Raw genomic sequence first — 16212 nt, 5'->3', positions numbered from 1 at the left:
TGTGAAACCGAGAACCCGTCCCGCGGTGACGTTCCGGCCGCAGGGAAAAGCCGCGCTGTTCGCCGCCGTGTTCACCGTCGCCGTGCTCTGCGCCGCCGATGTCGTGGCCCGCAGCTACCCCTTCGGGCCACGCACCCGGAGCGTCAACGACCTCGGCAACCAGTACGTGCCGTTCCACGCGCACCTGTGGGACCTCCTGCGCGGCAGGGCCGACGGCGGACTGCTCGTCAACTGGCAGTCGGGGTACGGCGCCGGCTTCCTGCCCGACCTCGGCACGTACGTCAGCAGCCCGTTCGCCCTGCTCGTGGCGGTGTTCCCGCGCGACGAGATCGACCTCGCGGTGTACGCGGTCACCCTGCTGAAGGTGGCGTCGGCCGCCGCCGCGATGGCCTGGCTGCTGCTCGCCCTGCGCCCCGGTCGCTGGTGGGCGGCGGGCCTGCTCGGCTCGTCGTACGCGCTGTGCGGCTGGACCCTGGCGGACGCGGTCTACAACCCCATGTGGCTCGACGGCCTGGTCTTCCTGCCGCTGCTGTGCCTGGTCGGTGAATGGGCGCGGCGGGGGCGGCGTCCGTTCCTCTGTGTGCTGATCGTGGCGCTCGCCTGGATCGCCAACTTCTACACCGCGTACATGGCCACCCTCGCCGCCGCCCTGGTCCTCCTGCTCCGGCTGTGGCTCGGCGACCTCTCGCACCGGCAGCGGCTCTGGGCCGCGGGCCGCGCCGCCCTGATCACGGTCCTCGGCATCGGCCTGGCGGCGCCGCTGGTGACGGTCGTGTACTTCGGCACCCGGCACTCCTATCCGGGCCGGGTCCGGCAGTTCGCGCCCGTCCCCACCGAGGACCTGCTCGCCCGGCTGCTGCCGGGGACGTACAGCTACGGGACGCCGGCCGTGTTCGTGGGCACCACCGCGCTACTGCTCGCGCTCGCCCTGCCGTTCCACCGGGCGGCCCCCGGGCGGTTGCGTGCCGGGTGGACACTGCTGGTGGTGGGTGTGGCCCTCTCGATGCAGTGGGGGCCTACGCATCTGCTCTGGCACGCCTTCGCCACCCCGCAGGGCAGCTCGTACCGCCAGGCCTTCGTACTCTGCGCGCTGCTGGTGATCGCCGCCTGGCACACGCTGTCGTACGGCGGTCCCGGCCCGCGTGCGCTGGGCGCGGCGGGTGCGCTGCTCGCGCTGGTGATCGTCTTCGCGAGCGGCAGCGAGCGGACGATGCGCGCCTTCAGTCTGCCGCTCGCCCTGCTCGCCGCAGCCGGCGCGCTGGGCGGTCTGATCCTGCTCGGGGTCAGGCGGAAGGACGGCAGACCCCTCGCGGTCCTCGCCGTGGCGCTGCTCGTGTGCACGCAGTTCGGCGAGGCCGCCGTCACCTCCGCCGCCGACACCCGGCTGCGGCTCGGGCACATGGACGACTACGCGCCCTGGGGCGCGCGGCAGCGGGACCAGGCCGAGGCGATCGCCGAGGCCGACGGCTGGCCCCGCTACCGGACCGACCCGGGCCGGGAGCAGACCGTCGGCAACGACCCGCTGCTGGTGGGCGGGCAGGGCGCCCAGTACTACAGCAGCCTCACCTCCGACGTGCTCAGCCGGACACTCACCGCTCTCGGGGACGGCTGGACCTCGCGCGGTCGGAACGTGCAGAGCCTGGACAACGCCGTCACGGACGCGATCTTCTCCGTCGGCGCCCGGGTGCACTCCCCGCCCGACCCGCACCAGAACTGGTTCCCGCAGGACGGCAGCGGGGTGACCGTGACCCGGCAGGACGTGCCGCCGCTGGTGACGGTACGGCCGGCCGCCGATCGCACCGACGGCCGTACGGACCTCTCCGACTTCGGGCCGTCGCCGTACCGCAACCAGGAACTGCTGCTGGGCTCGCGGGTGTACACCGTGCCCCGGCTCACCGTCCATACCGCGACCGGGAAGCCGCCGTCCCCCAGTGACGACGGACGGCCGGGTGTGCGGGTGGGCCCGCTGCCCTACGCGAGCACGCCGCACAAGCCGACGATCACGGGCGGTTGCCCGGCAGGGTCCGAGCTGTACCTGTGGGCTCCGCATCTCTCGGGCACCGCGCGGCTCGCCGACGTCTCGGCCTCCGGCGAGGAGCTGACCGGGCGGTTCCGGTCCGACCAGCCGGTCACCAAGATCGCCCCGATGCAGCGACTGGGCACGGTCGGGGACTCCGGACGGTTCCGGATCGAGCTGTCGCCGAACAGGACGAGCCTCGTCCCGGACGGAGCGGTCGGCTGCCTGGACACCGCGCGGCTGCGCACAGCCGTCGACGGGCTGAAGGCCACCGGCGCCACCGACGTGAGCGTGTCCGACGGGACCATCCGGGCCGAACTACCCTCCCACAGCACGGGGATCGCGGTCATCGCGGCACCCCGGATCTCCGGTTGGCGCTGTGCCGCCGACAACGCTCCCGCCGTACCCGCCAAGGACTACTACGGGCTGATCGCCGTACCCCTGTACGGCTCCGCGAGCAGCGTGACCTGCACGTTCCATCCACCGGGGCTGCGCCTGGGCACGGCGATCGGGGCTGTCTCGCTCACCGCAGTGCTCCTGATCGGGGCGACCGGCCTGGTCCGCCGCCGTCGGGCACTGACGGCGCTCGCACCCGTACCCCTGGCCGGCACTCGACCCGCGCCCGACGACCCGACCGCACGCGAGCGCATGACCACCGCTCTTTGAACCGCACCTCTGGGGGAGAACCATGCTCATCTCGATCGTCGCACCCTGCTACAACGAGGAAGCCGTCGTCGCGCGCTTCCACGAAGAGATCCAGAAGGTCGCGGAGGAACTGCTTCCGCTCGGCCACGACATGGAGTTCGTGTACGTCGACGACGGCAGCCGCGACCGCACCCTCGCCGTCCTGAAGCAGCTGGCCGAGCTGGACGCGCGCGTCCGGTACGTCTCCTTCAGCCGCAACTTCGGCAAGGAGGCGGCGCTGCTCGCGGGTCTGCGGCACGCCACGGGCGACTCCGTGATCGTCATGGACGCCGACCTGCAGCACCCGCCCGAACTGATCCGCCGCATGGTCGGCCTGCGCGAACAGGGTTACGACCAGGTCATCGCCCGCCGCACCAGGACCGGCGACGGCCTCCTGCGCACCGCCACCGCACGCCTGTACTACCGGCTGGTCAACCGTCTCGTCGACGTGGAACTCGCCGACGGCGTGGGCGACTTCCGGCTGCTGTCCCGCCGGGTGGTGGACGCCGTCCTGGACCTCACCGAGTACAACCGCTTCTCCAAGGGCCTCTTCGCCTGGGTCGGCTTCCCGGGCACGACCTTCGAGTACGAGAACGCGGTGCGCGAGCACGGCCGCAGCTCCTGGAGTTTCCGGTCACTGCTCAACTACGGACTCGACGGGCTCCTCTCGTTCAACAACCGGCCGCTGCGGGCCGCCCTCTACCTCGGCCTGTGCCTGCTGGTGTGCGCGGGGCTCTACACGGCGTGGATCGTGGGCGCCGCACTCGTCAACGGCGTGGAGACACCGGGCTATGTCACCATCGTCATGGCCGTCACCGCCCTCGCCGGCGTACAGATGATCATGCTCGGGGTGATCGGGGAGTACACCGGCCGGATCTACTACGAGGTGAAGGGGCGCCCGCACTTCCTGGTGAAGGCGACCAATGTGGAGCAGACGGAGGGGCACGCGGCGTGCGGCACGACGAAGGACCTCATTCGCTGATGCGGACGGCGACGCGTACGGAGACGCTCCCCGAGGCCCGCCCGATGCCGGAGCGCCACATATCTGGACAGATCATCACCTTCGCCCTGGTCGGGGTGGTCAACACCGCGACCTATTACGGCCTTTACCTGTTGTTCCTCAATTGGCTTCCTTATCTCGCCGCGCACATTCTCGCTTTTGCCCTGAGCATGACGGGTTCCTTTTTCCTGAACGCGAGATTCACTTACCGCACCCGTCCGACCTGGCGTAAATTCCTGTTGTTCCCGCTGACCAATGCCACCAATTTCCTGATCACCACGGCGGGTGTGTATGTGATCGTGGACGTCCTGCACGCGGGCAACCGGTTCGCTCCCTTGCTCGCGTCGGGCGCGGCGATTCCGGTGACGTTCGTGGTCTCCCGCATGATCATGCTGCGGGGTTCCCGGCCCGGGTGAAGGTCGTCAGACCAGCGCGCCCAGCGGGTCGTCGAGCACCGGCTGCCACGCCAACTCGGCCGCCCCCACCAGACTGTTGTGGTCCAGCGTGCAGGCCAGGATCGGGGGGACCCCGCTCTGCCTGCCCCACAGGCTGCGGTCGGCGACGACGGCACGCAGCCGGTCGGGGTCGGCGTCGAGGAGGGCGCGGTGCATGCCGCCGAGGATGATGCGGTCGGGGTTGAGGATGTTGACCAGGCCCGCGAGCCCGAGGCCGAGGCGGTCGATGATGGCCTCGGCGGCCGTGCGGACGCCCGGGTCGGCGTACTGGGTGCGGATCAGCTCGTTGGCCTGCTGGAGCAGTGAGACCTCGGGTCCGGGGTCACGGCCGACCGCGGTGAGGAAGGCCCGCGGGTCGGCCTCGACGTCGAGGCAGCCGCGGCCGCCGCAGTGGCAGGGGCGGCCCTCGGGGTTGACGGCGAGGTGGCCGACTTCGAGGGCGAGACCCGAACTGCCCGTGTGCAGACGGCCGTCGAGGACCAGCGCACCGCCGACGCCACGGTGCCCGGTCGCCACGCACAGCAGATCCCGGGAGCCACGCCCGGCGCCGTGCCGGTGTTCGGCGAGAGCGGCGAGGTTCACGTCGTTGGCCGCGAACGCGGGCCCCTCGATGCCGGCCGCGCGGACCCGCTCGGCGAAGATCTCCCGGACGGGCGCCCCGGCCGGCCAGGCCAGGTGCAGCGGGTTCAGCGCCAGCCCCGCCGGTTCGGCGACCGCGGACGGTACGGCGAGGCCCGCGCCCACACACCGCCGCCCGGTTTCGCGCAGCAGCTCGGAGCCCGCATCGACGACCGAGCCGAGCACCTTCGCCGGGTCGGCGTCCACGGTCTCGCAGCCGGGCGCGGTGGCGACGATCCGCCCCCCGAGCCCGACCAGCGCGGCCCGCCAGCCGTCGGCGTGCACCTGGGCGGCGAGCGCGACGGGCCCCTCCTCGGCGACTTCGAGGCGGTGCGAGGGCCGGCCCTGCGAACCGGCGGCGGCGCCCGGGTGCGCGTCGACCCGGATCAGCCCCAGCGCCTCCAGCTCGGCGGCGACGGCGCCGGCCGTGGCCCGGGTGACACCCAGTTCGGCGGTGAGCACAGCCCGGGTCGGCGCCCGGCCGGTGTGCACGAGTTCCAGCGCCGGACCGAGCGCGCCCCTCCCCCGGTCCAGCCGAGTGCGTGTCGTCGTCGGTGTCCCTTCGCCCGCCGCCTTGGGGGCCGCCTTCCCGTCCATGAAGGGGAGTCTCCCATGATCCGCTCGGCATCGAACCCCGCCCGGCAGGCGTCAGCCGTCGACGAACCCGCTGACCCGCAGGGTGACGTTCAGCCGTCCGGTCAGCCCCAGCCCGGGCGGCGCGGTTCCCGCGGACACCCGAGGCACCCCGTGGTACGCCTGCCGTGCCGCACCACCGAAGACGAAGAGATCACCGCTGCGCAGCTCCACGTCCGTGTACGGCCGCGCCCGTGTCTCCGTGTTGCCGAAGCGGAAGACACAGGTGTCGCCGAGGCTCAGCGACACCACCGGCGCGTCCGACTTCTCGTCGCCGTCGCGGTGCATGCCCATGCGGGCGTCGCCGTCGTAGAAGTTGATCAGGGCGATGTCGTACGCGGCCGTCGCCTCCTCCACTCCGAGGGCGTCCGCGACCGCGCGCCGGCCCAGCTCACCCAGCCAGTCCGGGAACGGCTTCACGGGCGTGCCGTCGCCGTCGACGACCGTGCGGGCGTACGCGTACGGGTACCAGTGCCGGCCGAGGCAGACCTGCCGGGCCGTCATCGTGCCGCCGCCCGGGGTACGGACCGTGCGGAGCCCGGCGGGCGGACGGGCCCACTCCCGGCAGGCGTCCAGGAGCCGTCGCTGGTGTGCCGTGTCCAGCCAGTCCGGGACGTGGACCGCCCCGGGCGCGATCTCCGCACGGCCGCGGGGGAACAGCTCGGCGTCCATGGGAGCCATCATCCCGCACGGCCGCTCGGTGACGGGGCCTGAGCCGGTGCTCGGTTAGCCTGGGCACACGATGAGCGACCGTATGACCGCGCCCTGGGGCGAGTACGCCCTGGCCCGCTTTCCCGAGGACCCCCGTGACCAGCTGCGCGCCTGGGACGCGTCCGACGCGTATCTGCTGCGCCACCTCGCGGAGAGTGGGACGCCGTTGGACGGGACGGTCGTGGTCGTCGGGGACCGCTGGGGCGCGCTGACCACCGCGCTGGCCGGGCATCGGCCGACGCAGATCACCGACTCGTTCCTGAGCCGGGAGGCGACAGGGGCGAACCTGGAGCGGGGCGGCGTCGAGGCGGACACCGTACGGCTGCTCACCACCCGGGACACACCCCCGGACCGCGTCGACGTGCTCCTCGTCCGGGTCCCCAAGAGCCTCGCGCTCCTGGAGGACCAGCTGCACCGGCTCGCACCCGCCGTGCACCAGGACACGGTCGTGATCGGCACCGGGATGGTCAAGGAGATCCACACCTCCACGCTTCTGCTCTTCGAGCGCGTCCTCGGCCCGACCCGCACCTCGCTCGCCCAGCAGAAAGCGCGGCTGATCTTCTGCACCCCGGATGCGAGGATCCTCGAGGCTCGGGGCAACAATCCATGGCCGTACACCTATCAACTGCCGGATGACATCGGCCTGTTGGCCGGGCGGACCGTCGTCAACCACGCGGGCGTGTTCTGCGCCGACCGGCTCGACATCGGCACCCGGTTCTTCCTGCGTCATCTGCCGAAGGACCCTCGTGGCGGGCGGGTCGTCGATCTGGGGTGCGGCAACGGTGTGGTCGGTACGGCGGTCGCCCTGGCCGATCCGGACGCCGAGGTGGTGTTCGTGGACGAGTCGTACCAGGCGGTGGCCTCGGCGGAGGCGACGTACCGGACGAACCGGCCGGACGTCGACGGCAAGGCCGAGTTCCGGGTCGGCGACGGGCTGGAGGCGTTCGCGCCGGGGAGTGTGGATCTCGTCCTCAACAACCCGCCGTTCCACTCCCACCAGGCGACGACCGACGCCACCGCCCGGCGGATGTTCACCGGGGCACGGCGGGCGCTGCGGCCGGGCGGTGAGCTGTGGGTGGTCGGGAACCGCCATCTGGGCTATCACGTGACGCTGCGACGGATCTTCGGCAACAGTGAACTCGTCGCGAGCGACGCCAAGTTCGTGGTGCTGCGAGCGGTCAGGCGGAGTTAGCAGCCCTGCCGGGAAGGTCGCCCCCTCTCAGGGCTCGCGGTGAGGCGCCCAGCTCTCGACGGCAGGCCTTGTTGAAGGCCTGGAGGTCGGGGATACCTACGGAGGCGGCCACGGCGGGGATGGAGAGGGTCGTGGCGCGGAGCAGGTGGTGGGCGCGTTCGAGTCTGCGGCGGCGGATGTAGGCGACTACCGTGCCGCCCGTCTCGGTGTGGAACAGCCGGGTCAGATGGTTGTGGGAGACGCCGGCCACGCGGGCCACCTCCGGGATGGTGAGCGGGGCGGCGAGGTGCGCCTCGATGTGGGCGATGGCGGTGGTGACCGCCGGGTGCGGGCCGGGGTCCGCCGCGTCGGGCGGGGTCAGATGGGCGACGCGCCACAGGGTGGTCCAGATCTCGGCCCGGGTGCGGTCGGGCTCGCTCGGGGCGGCGGCCACCGCCTGGAGCAACAGGCCGGTGAGCGTGGGGAGTTCGGGGCCGGCGTCCTGCACGACCGGAACCGTGCGGGGCGGCCCGGCCGGGGCGATGCGCAGATGGGCGAAGAGGTGTTCGGAGCGGCCCTGGTAGCGGTAGCGGACCGTGGTGCCGGGCGGTACGAGACTGACCCGGCCGGGGCGGATGGTGTGGGCCGTGCCGTCGACGGTCAGTTCGGCCTCGTACTGGTAGAGGTGGAGCTGCCACAGCTCCGGCAGTCGGAACACGTCCGTGCGGCTCGCGACGCCGTGTACGCCGACACCGATGAGGGCGACGAACGGCGGCTCACCGAGGTGGATCTCCGTCTCCCGCATGACCGGAAAATATCAGTGACGGGCGTCACACTCGGGTCCCGGACGCCGCGCTTCGCAAGACGGTCACATTCCCACGCGGGACGGACCCGTACGGACGGTCGCACGGACTCGTACGGGCGGCCTACCCGGGCGGAAGGACGGCTTCCGTCCGCAGGACGCCGATGAGCCGGGCCACCGTCTCCGCCATTGCCGCGCGGCCCGCCGTGAGGTACTTGCGCGGGTCCACCACCTCGGGGCGGTCGGTGAGGAAGTCCCGGATCGCGCCGGTCAGGGCGATGTTGAGCGCGGTGCCGATGTTGACCTTGGCGATGCCTCCCGCGACCGCCGTCCGCAGTTCGTCGTCCGGAACGCCGGAGGAACCGTGCAGGACGAGGGGGACGTCCAGGGCGCCGGCCAGCCGTTCGAGGAGAGCGTGGTCGAGGGCGGCGGTCCGGGTGGTCATGGCGTGTGAGCTGCCGATGGCGACGGCGAGGGCGTCCACGCCCGAATCGGCCACGAAGGCCCGCGCCTCGTCGGGGTCGGTACGGGCGCCGGGCGCGTGCGCGTCGAGCGGCGCTGCGCCGTTCTTGCCTCCTACCTGCCCCAACTCCGCCTCGATCCACAGCCCTTGGCCATGCGCCCACTCGACGGCGGCGTGGGTCGCGGCGAGGTTGTCCAGGTAGGGCAGGCGCGAGGCGTCGTACATCACGGAACCGAAACCGGCGTCGACGGCCCGGCGCAGCAGGTCGTCGCTCTGGATGTGGTCGAGGTGGAGCGCGACGGGCACGGCGGCCCGCTCGGCGGCGGCGGACGCGGCGCGGGCCAGCGGGATCAGGTCCCCGTCGTGGAACCTGACCGCGTTCTCGCTGACCTGGAGGACGACCGGCGCGGCGGCGGACTCGGCTCCCGCGACGACCGCCTCGACGTGCTCCAGGGTGATGACATTGAAGGCGGCCACCGCGGAGTGTGCGGCGGCCCCGGTGATCAGTTCACCGGTCGTCGTGAGGGGCACGGCTCCTCCTGGTTCAGCGGTCGTTGGAGTCGAGGACGACCGAGCGCGTGAGGTGGCGCGGCCGGTCGGGGTCGAGGCCGCGGGCGGCGGCCACGGCGACGGCGAGCCGCTGGGCGCGGACCAGTTCGGCGAGCGGATCGAGCCCGCGGGCCACCCACACCCCGCCTGTCTCCCGCACCTGTGCGGCCAGCCCCTGGGGCGCCTCGCCGAGCATCCAGGTCGCCGTGCCCCGGGTGGTGACGCTGATCGGGCCGTGCCGGTACTCCATCGCCGGGTACGCCTCGCTCCACGCCAGCGCGGCCTCGCGCATCTTGAGCGCGGCCTCGTTCGCGAGGCCCACGGTCCAGCCCCGGCCGAGGAAGGTGAACTGGTCGCTGCCGACGAGCCCTTCGGGCAACGGCTCCTCCAGCGCGGTGCGCGCGTCGGCGACGGCAGCCTCGGTGTGCAGGCCGAGACGGGCGCGGAGGAGGGTGAGCGCGGTGGTGGCGAAACGGGTCTGGACGACCGACTTCTCGTCGGCGAAGTCCAGCACGACGACGTCGTTCGCGGCCGCCATCACGGGGGTGTCCGGGTCAGCGGTGATCGCCGTCGTACGCGTGTGCCCCCGCAGCGCGCCCAACAGTCCCAGCACCTCGGTGGTGGTGCCGGAGCGGGTGAGGGCGACGACGCGGTCGTAGGCCCGCCGGTGGGGGAACTCCGAGGCCGCGAAGGCGTCCGTCTCCCCCTGGCCGGCCCGCTCGCGCAGCGCGGCGGCGGCCTGTGCCATGAAGTACGACGTCCCGCAGCCGACGAATGCCACCCGCTCCCCCTGCGCCGGCAGGGCGTCGGCGTGTTGCGCTGCCTCGGCGGCGACGCGGGTCCAGCACTCGGGCTGGGTGTTCAGCTCGTCCTCGACGTGGGTCATGCGGACACCTTCCCCTGGAGACGCAAGTCTCATGCTTGTTTCTGCAAGATATAGTCAACTTTCGAGCATCTTCAAGCAAGTGGAGGGCACATGTCCCGCGACGCCCGTTGGCAGACGCTGCTCGAACTGCTCGTGGAGCGGGGGCGGCTGGACGTCGAGGAGGTGGCCGTCGAGCTGGGCGTGTCCGCCGCGACGATCCGGCGCGACTTCGACCAGCTCGCGGAGCAGCAGATGCTCGTCCGCACGCGGGGCGGAGCGGTCGTGCACGGTGTCTCCCACGAGCTGCCGCTCCGCTACAAGACGGCCCGTCGCGCCACCGAGAAGCAGCGCATCGCGAAGGCGGTGGCGGATCTCGTCGCGCCCGGCGAGGCCGTGGGGCTGACCGGCGGCACGACCACCACCGAGGTGGCGCGGGCCCTGGCCCTGCGGGGTGATCTGGCGTCCGGCGCGCCCGCGCTGACCGTCGTCACGAACGCGCTCAACATCGCGGGCGAGCTGGCCGTGCGGCCCCAGTTCAAGATCGTGGTGACGGGCGGTGTGGCCCGCGCCCAGTCGTACGAACTCGTCGGCCCGCTCGCCGACGGCGTGCTCGACCGGATCACCATGGACGTGGCCGTCCTCGGCGTGGTCGCCCTGGACGTCATCCACGGCGCCGCCGCTCACGACGAGGCGGAGGCCGCCGTCAACCGGCTGTTGTGCGAGCGTGCCGAGCGGGTCGTGGTCGCGGCCGACTCCGGCAAGCTGGGGCGGCGGGCCTTCGCCCGGATCTGCGCGACCGAGTCGGTGGACACACTGGTCACGGACTCGGCCGCGGCACCGGAGACGGTACGGCTCTTCGAGGAGGCCGGGGTACGGGTCGTCACGGTGTGAGGCGACGTAGCGGGCCGATCGGGCGCGTCACGCCGAGGGTTGAAGTGCTCTCCCGGCTGAAGCCGGGAGATTCCTGCTTACCTTGCGGCAGCGGGCTTGACGCGTTTCGCGCGCCTGGCGACTGCCCTCCCGGCAGCCGGGAGGAGCGCGTGGCCCATCCGGCACGGCCCGGACGGGAGCGCGCGGGTCCTGGTTCAGTCCCGCAGCCAAGGGGCCAGCATGCCGCCGCGCTTGAGGGTGGTGAGGACGAGGGAGACGTCGATCGACGCCACCTCGCGGAGCCAGGGGGAACGGGTGACGAAGTCGTGGAGGGCGGCTTCGTCGGGGAACGCGGTGAGGATGAGGAGTTGGCGTTCGCCGGTGACGAAGCTGGTGTAACGGACGTGGGCGGACTCGGCGAGGGCCGTTGTCACGGAGTCGACCTTGGCCGGCGGAGTGCGGGCCCAGAGGACGGCCTCGACCGGCAGCCCGAGCACCGCGGGTTCGATCACGGCGCGGATGCGGACCTTGCCCTCGCGCCGTAACGCGCCGAGGCGGCGTCTCGCGGTGGCCTCCGACACGCCCGAGACGCGCGCGAGTTCGTCGTACGTGCGGCGCCCGTCCTCGGCGAGGGTGTGCAGCAACAGCCGGTCGGCGCGGGAGAGTTCGGGTGATGTCCCGTCGGCCGGCAGTGGATCGGTGATCGGCGGCGACGCGGTGTCGGAGGGGTCCTCGGCCTTCAGCGCGGCGATCTCGGCCTCGGTGAGCAGGCCCGCGTGCCACTCGCGGATCGTGCGGACATGGCGCAGCACCGGAAGGGTGCGGGTCTCCACCACGCCCGGCAGGCCGGCGAATTCGTCCAGCACCAGGCCGGCCAGCCGTTCGCGAGGCCAGCGCAGTTCCGCGACGCAGTCCGGGGTGCCGGTGAGAACGTGGACGAAGACGCAGTCGGGCCGGCGGGCCAGCGCGGTGGCGGTGACCCGGGCCCGGCCGGGGGCGCAGCGGACGCCGACCACCACACTGCGGCCGCGCATCGCCATCGCCCCGATCCGCACCAGGCCGGACTCCAGCAGCCGGGTGCCCCGGCGGACGACGGTGCGTTCGGGCTCGCCGAGGGCCGCCGCGATGCGGTGCCAGGCGGCCCGGCCGTCGATCTGCAGCGCGCTGATGATGCGCCGGTCCAGTGAATCCGTCACGGGGCCGGTCTGCGGTGCGTCCATCGGCCCCAGCCTATGGCGGATTCCGTCAGCTCCGCAGGGGTTCTTGTTCCCTTCCGTCGCCGTGGCCCAGCCTGCCGTGAAGTGGAATCGCATGGTCCCGCACGGTCTCCCCGCCGTGCGGGCGCGTTCATCGTCCCCTCGGCCCACCGTCCCCCTTCGGCCCACCGTCCCTCTCGGCCCGCACGAGCCGCACGAACCCATGACTCCCGTAACTCCCCGATGTACGGAGATGGTTGACGTGACCGTGACTCCCGGCAGTCCCCCACGTTCCCCCGCCGCCGACTCCACTGCGCCGACGCGCCCCCGGCCCGCCGGCACCCGGCGCGGCCGGTGGGCACTTCTGGGTCCCGGTCTGGTGCTGGCCGCCGCGAGCGTGGGCGCGGGCGACATGGTGACGTCGCTCGCGGGCGCCGCCGGGTACGGGATGGCGCTGATGTGGGCGATCGTCATCGGTGTCGTCCTCAAGTACGCGCTCACCGAGGCGGTGGGCCGCCTGTACCTGGCCACCGGGCAGACCGTGATCGCGAGCCTGAAGTCGGCCGCCCGCTGGCTCCCGGCGGCGTTCATGCTCTTCGTCCTGGTGATCGGCCTGCTCTACGGGGCGGCGCTCAGCTCGGTGGCGTCCCTGGCGCTGTCCACGCTGTTCCCGGTGCTGCCGGTCAGGCCCGTCGGCGTGGTGATCGCGCTGGCGGCGGCCGCGATCGTGTACGTCGGGCGGTACGCGGTGTTCGAGCGGGTGATGAGCGTCTTCATGCTCGCCAAGTTCCTCGGCATGGCCGTTCTGGCGGTGGCCACGCTCGCCACAGCGGACGATCTGCCCGGCCTGCTCGGAACGCTGCGCCCGCGGCTGCCGGAGGGGGATGTGGTGACGGTGCTGGCGCTGGTCGGCGGGGTGGGCGGCACGGCCGGGATCGCCTCGTACAGCTACTGGGTGCGGGAGAAGGGCTGGGCGGACCGGAGCCGGCTGCGGATCGTTCGGGCGGACTCGGCGGTGAGTTACGGCGTCACCCTGCTGTTCGTGCTCTGCACGACGGTGGTGGGCACGGGGCTGCTGTACGGCACGGGCGGGAGCATCACCGGCAGCGACGGGCTGGCCGCGCTCGCCGATCCGCTCGGCGCCGATCTGGGGTCGGTGGCGCGGGTGCTGTTCCTGGGGACGTTCTTCCTGGTGACGATGAGCGCGCTCGTCGGCGGCTTCAACGGCCTGTGCTACATGCTCGCCGACTCGCTACGGACGCTGCGCGGCATCCCGGACGCGGAGGCGGAGCCCCACATCGCGCAGAACGGCCGCCCCTTCCGCCTGTTCGTCCTCTACTGCGCCGTCACCGCGGTCGCCGTCACCTTCCTCGGACGGCCGGTGTCCCTCGTCCTCACCTACGCCGCCGTCGGCTCGCTGATCCTGCCGCTGCTCGCCGGCGCGCTGCTGGTGCTGCTCAACCGCCGGAGCGTGGAGCCGGCGCTGCGTAACGGAAGCACCTCGAACGTACTGCTGGGCGGCTCCTTCGTGCTCTTCGGAGTGCTCGCGGCCGTCCAGCTCAAGGACTCCCTGGGAGGGGCGTGAACCACCTCGTGAACCACCTCGTCGACCACCCCGCGCAGTACCCCGTGAACCCGACGGGCGACGCGGACCCGACGGACGACCTGTGCTTCCGGACCGCGTACGAACTCTCCGTCGCGCTGGCGCGCCGCGAGGTGTCCGCGCGGGAGGTGGTGACCGCCCACCTGGAACGGATCGAACAGGTCAATCCGGCGGTGAACGCGATCGTGACGCTGGTGGCCGACCGGGCGCTGGAGCAGGCGACCGAGGCGGACGACCGGATGGCGGCCGGGGAGCCGGTCGGCCCGCTGCACGGGCTGCCCGTGGCGCACAAGGACCTGCACGACACGGCGGGCATCCGGACGACGTCCGGTTCGCCGATCTTCGCCGACCGGGTGCCCGACCGTGACCACCTGGTCGTCGAGCGGCTGCGGAAGGCGGGGGCGATCACCCTCGGCAAGACCAACGTCCCCGAACTCGGTCTGGGTTCGCACACCGTCAACCCCGTCTTCGGGGCCACCCGCAACCCGTACGACCTCTCCCGCAGCGCGGGCGGCAGCAGCGGCGGGGCGGGAGCGGCCCTCGCCTGCGGGATGCAGCCCATCGCCGACGGCAGCGACACCGGCGGCTCGCTGCGCAATCCCGCCTCCTTCAACAACGTCGTCGGGCTGCGCCCGTCGCCCGGACGGGTGCCGTCCTGGCCCGACAAAGCGCCCTGGGGCCAGCTGTCGGTGAAGGGGCCGATGGCCCGGACGGTGGCGGATGTCGCCCTGACCCTGTCCGTGCTGGCCGGTCCGGACCCCCGTGACCCGCGCTCCCTGCAGACGCCCGGCTCCACCTTCGCCTGGCAACTCGACGGCAACCTACGGGGGTTGCGCGTCGCCTGGTCACCCGATCTCGGCGGGCGGGTGCCCGTCGACCCGGAGGTACGGGAGGCGCTGCGCCCGGCGGCCGAGGTGTTCTCCGCGCTGGGCTGCGACGTCGAGGAGGCCTGCCCCGACCTCACTGGTGCGGACGAGGTGTTCCTCGCCCAGCGCGCCTGGCAGGTGGAGCTCTCCTACGGGCCGCTGCTGGACGAGCACCGCGACCGGCTGGCCCCGGACGTGATCTGGAACATCGAGGAGGGCCGCAGGCTCGGCGGCCCCGACCTGGGGCGCGCGCAGGCGCTGCACGGCGCGCTCTTCCACCGGGTCCGCGAGTTCTTCGGACGGTACGACCTGCTGTTGCTGCCGGTCAGCCAGGTCGCACCCTTCGACATCGAACTGGCGTACCCGACGGTCGTCGACGGCACCCCGATGGAGACCTATCTCGACTGGATGCGCTCGGCGTACCTGATCTCCGTCACGGGCTGCCCGGCCCTGTCCGTCCCGGCCGGGTTCACCCCGGAGGGCCTGCCGGTCGGGCTGCAGATCGTGGGCCCGCACCGGCGGGACTGGTCGGTCCTGAAGGCCGGGCACGCCTTCGAACGGGCGACGCGGGTCGGGGAACGTCGGCCTCCGGTGGTGAACGCTCCGCTGGGGGCGCGGTGATGAATCTGCGGGCCTGTGGGGGCCGGTCGCGCAGTTCCCCGCGCCTCCTACGGGGCGCGAGGCACCGTATCGCCGCTGGTCAGTGGCCATGGCCGGGCGCGGTCTCGTGCGGCTCCTGCGGTGTGGCCGCGCCGCCCGTGCGGACCGTGAACGCCGCCGTGTGGACCTTGCCCTCGTGCTTGAAGTCGAGGAACAGGCGGTAGGCACCGTCGCTGGGCGCGGTGGCCGTGAAGGAGATGCCGGGGCCGGGTCGGGTCTTTCCGTCGCCGGGCTCGCCGTTGGGGTGCACGTGCAGGTAGGCGAGGTCGCCGGAGCGGAGGGCCACCAGGTGGCCGTACGCGCCGAGGTAGGGCTGGAGGTCGGTGACGGGCCTGCCGTCGCGGGAGACCTTCAGCTCGAGTTCGCTGCCTGCGCCCGGGCGCAGTCCGCCGTCCAGCTCGACCTCGTAGCCGTTGACCTCGGCGGTGTCGCTCGGCGCCGGGAGCTTCTCCGGCCTGTAGGTGCCCGAGGCCGCGAGGTCGGCACCGAGCGTGAGGTTCTCGGCGTCCTTCCCGGCCGGGGTGAAGTCGGCGAAGACGCGGTAGCCGCCCGCCCTGGGCAGGTCGAGGCGGGCGCTCCAGGTGCCGTCGGCCGCACGGGCGGGGTGCAGGTGGCGGTAGGTGACCAGGTCGCGTGAGGCGACGATGAGGTGGAGTTCCTTGTCGTGCTCGCGCTGGAACGCGGTGACGGCGCTGCCGTCCTCGTCCCGGATGACGAACCGCAGGTCGGTGCGCTGCCCGGCGGTGACGTCCGGGGTCCGGAGATCGAGCGTGTAGCCGCCCTCGGAGATCTGCAGTCCGCCGGCCGGGGCCGATACGTGCCCGCCCTCGCCCTCTCCGGGATCCGGGGACTCCTCGCGGTGGCTGTCGTGGCGCGCCGGCGCGCTCTCCGCGGCGCCCGAGACGACGGGTTCGACGCCCTTGCCCACGCCGTAGGCGGTGCCGAACGTCGCGGCCAGAGCGGCGGCGAACGCGGTGATCCTCAGTCCGGTGTTCATGGCCGTCTCCTTCGGGTTTAGGGCCTCCACACAGCTCACGATACCCCTAGGG

At 72.5% G+C, this 16212-nt stretch carries 14 protein-coding genes; 7 read left to right on the top strand and 7 right to left on the bottom strand.

The window, feature by feature from the left end; all coding sequences use genetic code 11:
* Position 1 precedes the first annotated feature (1 nt).
* The 3 genes from ACFU53_RS02050 to ACFU53_RS02040 are packed head-to-tail and all read left to right on the top strand — an operon-like array spanning position 2 to position 4117.
* The gene (locus ACFU53_RS02050; RefSeq protein ID WP_383985003.1) at positions 2 to 2683 is read left to right on the top strand and encodes a YfhO family protein; all 2682 of its coding nucleotides are present in this window, start codon (positions 2 to 4) and stop codon (positions 2681 to 2683) included.
* Between the two features lie 22 nt (positions 2684 to 2705).
* Entirely contained in the window at positions 2706 to 3683 is a 978-nt protein-coding gene (locus ACFU53_RS02045) for a glycosyltransferase family 2 protein (protein ID WP_383985000.1), read from the top strand.
* Between the two features lie 44 nt (positions 3684 to 3727).
* Entirely contained in the window at positions 3728 to 4117 is a 390-nt protein-coding gene (locus ACFU53_RS02040) for a GtrA family protein (protein ID WP_383985051.1), read from the top strand.
* A 6-nt stretch (positions 4118 to 4123) separates the two neighbouring features.
* On the opposite strand, the gene ACFU53_RS02035 is transcribed toward ACFU53_RS02040, so the two are convergent.
* Together ACFU53_RS02035 and ACFU53_RS02030 are read right to left on the bottom strand one after the other, a co-directional pair.
* Positions 4124 to 5371: an ROK family protein gene (locus tag ACFU53_RS02035; RefSeq protein ID WP_383984997.1), complete on the bottom strand. Its 1248-nt coding sequence runs from the start codon at positions 5369 to 5371 to the stop codon at positions 4124 to 4126.
* A 51-nt stretch (positions 5372 to 5422) separates the two neighbouring features.
* Positions 5423 to 6079 (bottom strand): alpha-ketoglutarate-dependent dioxygenase AlkB family protein, encoded by a 657-nt coding sequence (locus ACFU53_RS02030; protein WP_383984994.1) that lies wholly within the window; start codon positions 6077 to 6079, stop codon positions 5423 to 5425.
* Positions 6080 to 6149: 70 nt separating this feature from the next.
* On the opposite strand from ACFU53_RS02030, the gene ACFU53_RS02025 reads away from it, so the two are divergent.
* Positions 6150 to 7310, top strand: coding sequence for a methyltransferase (locus tag ACFU53_RS02025; RefSeq protein ID WP_383984991.1), 1161 nt, complete (start codon positions 6150 to 6152; stop codon positions 7308 to 7310).
* Here ACFU53_RS02025 and ACFU53_RS02020 read toward each other — a convergent pair.
* The 3 genes from ACFU53_RS02020 to ACFU53_RS02010 all read right to left on the bottom strand — a co-directional run bounded on the left by ACFU53_RS02020 (position 7297) and on the right by ACFU53_RS02010 (position 9989).
* Positions 7297 to 8094: a helix-turn-helix domain-containing protein gene (locus ACFU53_RS02020; RefSeq protein ID WP_383984988.1), complete on the bottom strand. Its 798-nt coding sequence runs from the start codon at positions 8092 to 8094 to the stop codon at positions 7297 to 7299. The two genes, ACFU53_RS02025 and ACFU53_RS02020, sit on opposite strands and share 14 nt — an antisense overlap.
* A 121-nt stretch (positions 8095 to 8215) precedes the next feature.
* Entirely contained in the window at positions 8216 to 9085 is an 870-nt protein-coding gene (locus tag ACFU53_RS02015; protein WP_383984985.1) for a ketose-bisphosphate aldolase, read from the bottom strand.
* A gap of 13 nt (positions 9086 to 9098) precedes the next feature.
* Positions 9099 to 9989, bottom strand: coding sequence for an SIS domain-containing protein (locus tag ACFU53_RS02010; RefSeq protein WP_383984983.1), 891 nt, complete (start codon positions 9987 to 9989; stop codon positions 9099 to 9101).
* Between the two features lie 90 nt (positions 9990 to 10079).
* Between ACFU53_RS02010 and ACFU53_RS02005 the strand changes: the two genes are divergently transcribed.
* Positions 10080 to 10859, top strand: a complete 780-nt coding sequence (locus tag ACFU53_RS02005) for a DeoR/GlpR family DNA-binding transcription regulator (RefSeq protein ID WP_383984980.1) — start codon at positions 10080 to 10082, stop codon at positions 10857 to 10859.
* Positions 10860 to 11053: 194 nt separating this feature from the next.
* Here the strand turns inward: ACFU53_RS02005 and ACFU53_RS02000 are convergent, their stop codons facing one another.
* A complete protein-coding gene (locus ACFU53_RS02000; RefSeq protein ID WP_383984977.1) occupies positions 11054 to 12058 on the bottom strand; it encodes an Lrp/AsnC family transcriptional regulator in 1005 nt (334 codons plus the stop codon).
* A 229-nt stretch (positions 12059 to 12287) separates the two neighbouring features.
* On the opposite strand from ACFU53_RS02000, the gene ACFU53_RS01995 reads away from it, so the two are divergent.
* Complete coding sequence (locus tag ACFU53_RS01995) at positions 12288 to 13619, top strand: Nramp family divalent metal transporter (RefSeq protein WP_383984974.1); 1332 nt, start codon at positions 12288 to 12290, stop codon at positions 13617 to 13619.
* A complete protein-coding gene (locus ACFU53_RS01990) occupies positions 13616 to 15124 on the top strand; it encodes an amidase (protein ID WP_383984971.1) in 1509 nt (502 codons plus the stop codon). The genes ACFU53_RS01995 and ACFU53_RS01990 overlap by 4 nt, the downstream gene beginning before the upstream one ends.
* A gap of 79 nt (positions 15125 to 15203) precedes the next feature.
* Here ACFU53_RS01990 and ACFU53_RS01985 read toward each other — a convergent pair whose 3' ends face one another.
* Positions 15204 to 16160, bottom strand: a complete 957-nt coding sequence (locus ACFU53_RS01985) for a hypothetical protein (RefSeq protein ID WP_383984968.1) — start codon at positions 16158 to 16160, stop codon at positions 15204 to 15206.
* Between the last annotated feature and the right edge of the window lie 52 nt (positions 16161 to 16212).

Origin of the sequence: Streptomyces sp. NPDC057474 (assembly GCF_042802555.1) — a bacterium.
Lineage (GTDB): Bacteria > Actinomycetota > Actinomycetes > Streptomycetales > Streptomycetaceae > Streptomyces.
The sequence above is the reverse complement of the archived record's forward strand: the minus strand, read 5'-3'. Positions and strand labels throughout refer to the sequence as shown.

Coding starts and splice junctions, on each gene's coding strand:
- ACFU53_RS02025 (WP_383984991.1), top strand. CDS start 6,150: ATGAGCGACCGTATGACCGCGCCCTGGGGCGAGTACGCCCTGGCCCGC.
- ACFU53_RS02045 (WP_383985000.1), top strand. CDS start 2,706: ATGCTCATCTCGATCGTCGCACCCTGCTACAACGAGGAAGCCGTCGTC.
- ACFU53_RS02000 (WP_383984977.1), bottom strand. CDS start 12,058: ATGGACGCACCGCAGACCGGCCCCGTGACGGATTCACTGGACCGGCGC.
- ACFU53_RS02030 (WP_383984994.1), bottom strand. CDS start 6,079: ATGGACGCCGAGCTGTTCCCCCGCGGCCGTGCGGAGATCGCGCCCGGG.
- ACFU53_RS01985 (WP_383984968.1), bottom strand. CDS start 16,160: ATGAACACCGGACTGAGGATCACCGCGTTCGCCGCCGCTCTGGCCGCG.
- ACFU53_RS02005 (WP_383984980.1), top strand. CDS start 10,080: ATGTCCCGCGACGCCCGTTGGCAGACGCTGCTCGAACTGCTCGTGGAG.
- ACFU53_RS02020 (WP_383984988.1), bottom strand. CDS start 8,094: ATGCGGGAGACGGAGATCCACCTCGGTGAGCCGCCGTTCGTCGCCCTC.
- ACFU53_RS02035 (WP_383984997.1), bottom strand. CDS start 5,371: ATGGACGGGAAGGCGGCCCCCAAGGCGGCGGGCGAAGGGACACCGACG.
- ACFU53_RS02010 (WP_383984983.1), bottom strand. CDS start 9,989: ATGACCCACGTCGAGGACGAGCTGAACACCCAGCCCGAGTGCTGGACC.
- ACFU53_RS02040 (WP_383985051.1), top strand. CDS start 3,728: ATGCCGGAGCGCCACATATCTGGACAGATCATCACCTTCGCCCTGGTC.
- ACFU53_RS01995 (WP_383984974.1), top strand. CDS start 12,288: ATGGTTGACGTGACCGTGACTCCCGGCAGTCCCCCACGTTCCCCCGCC.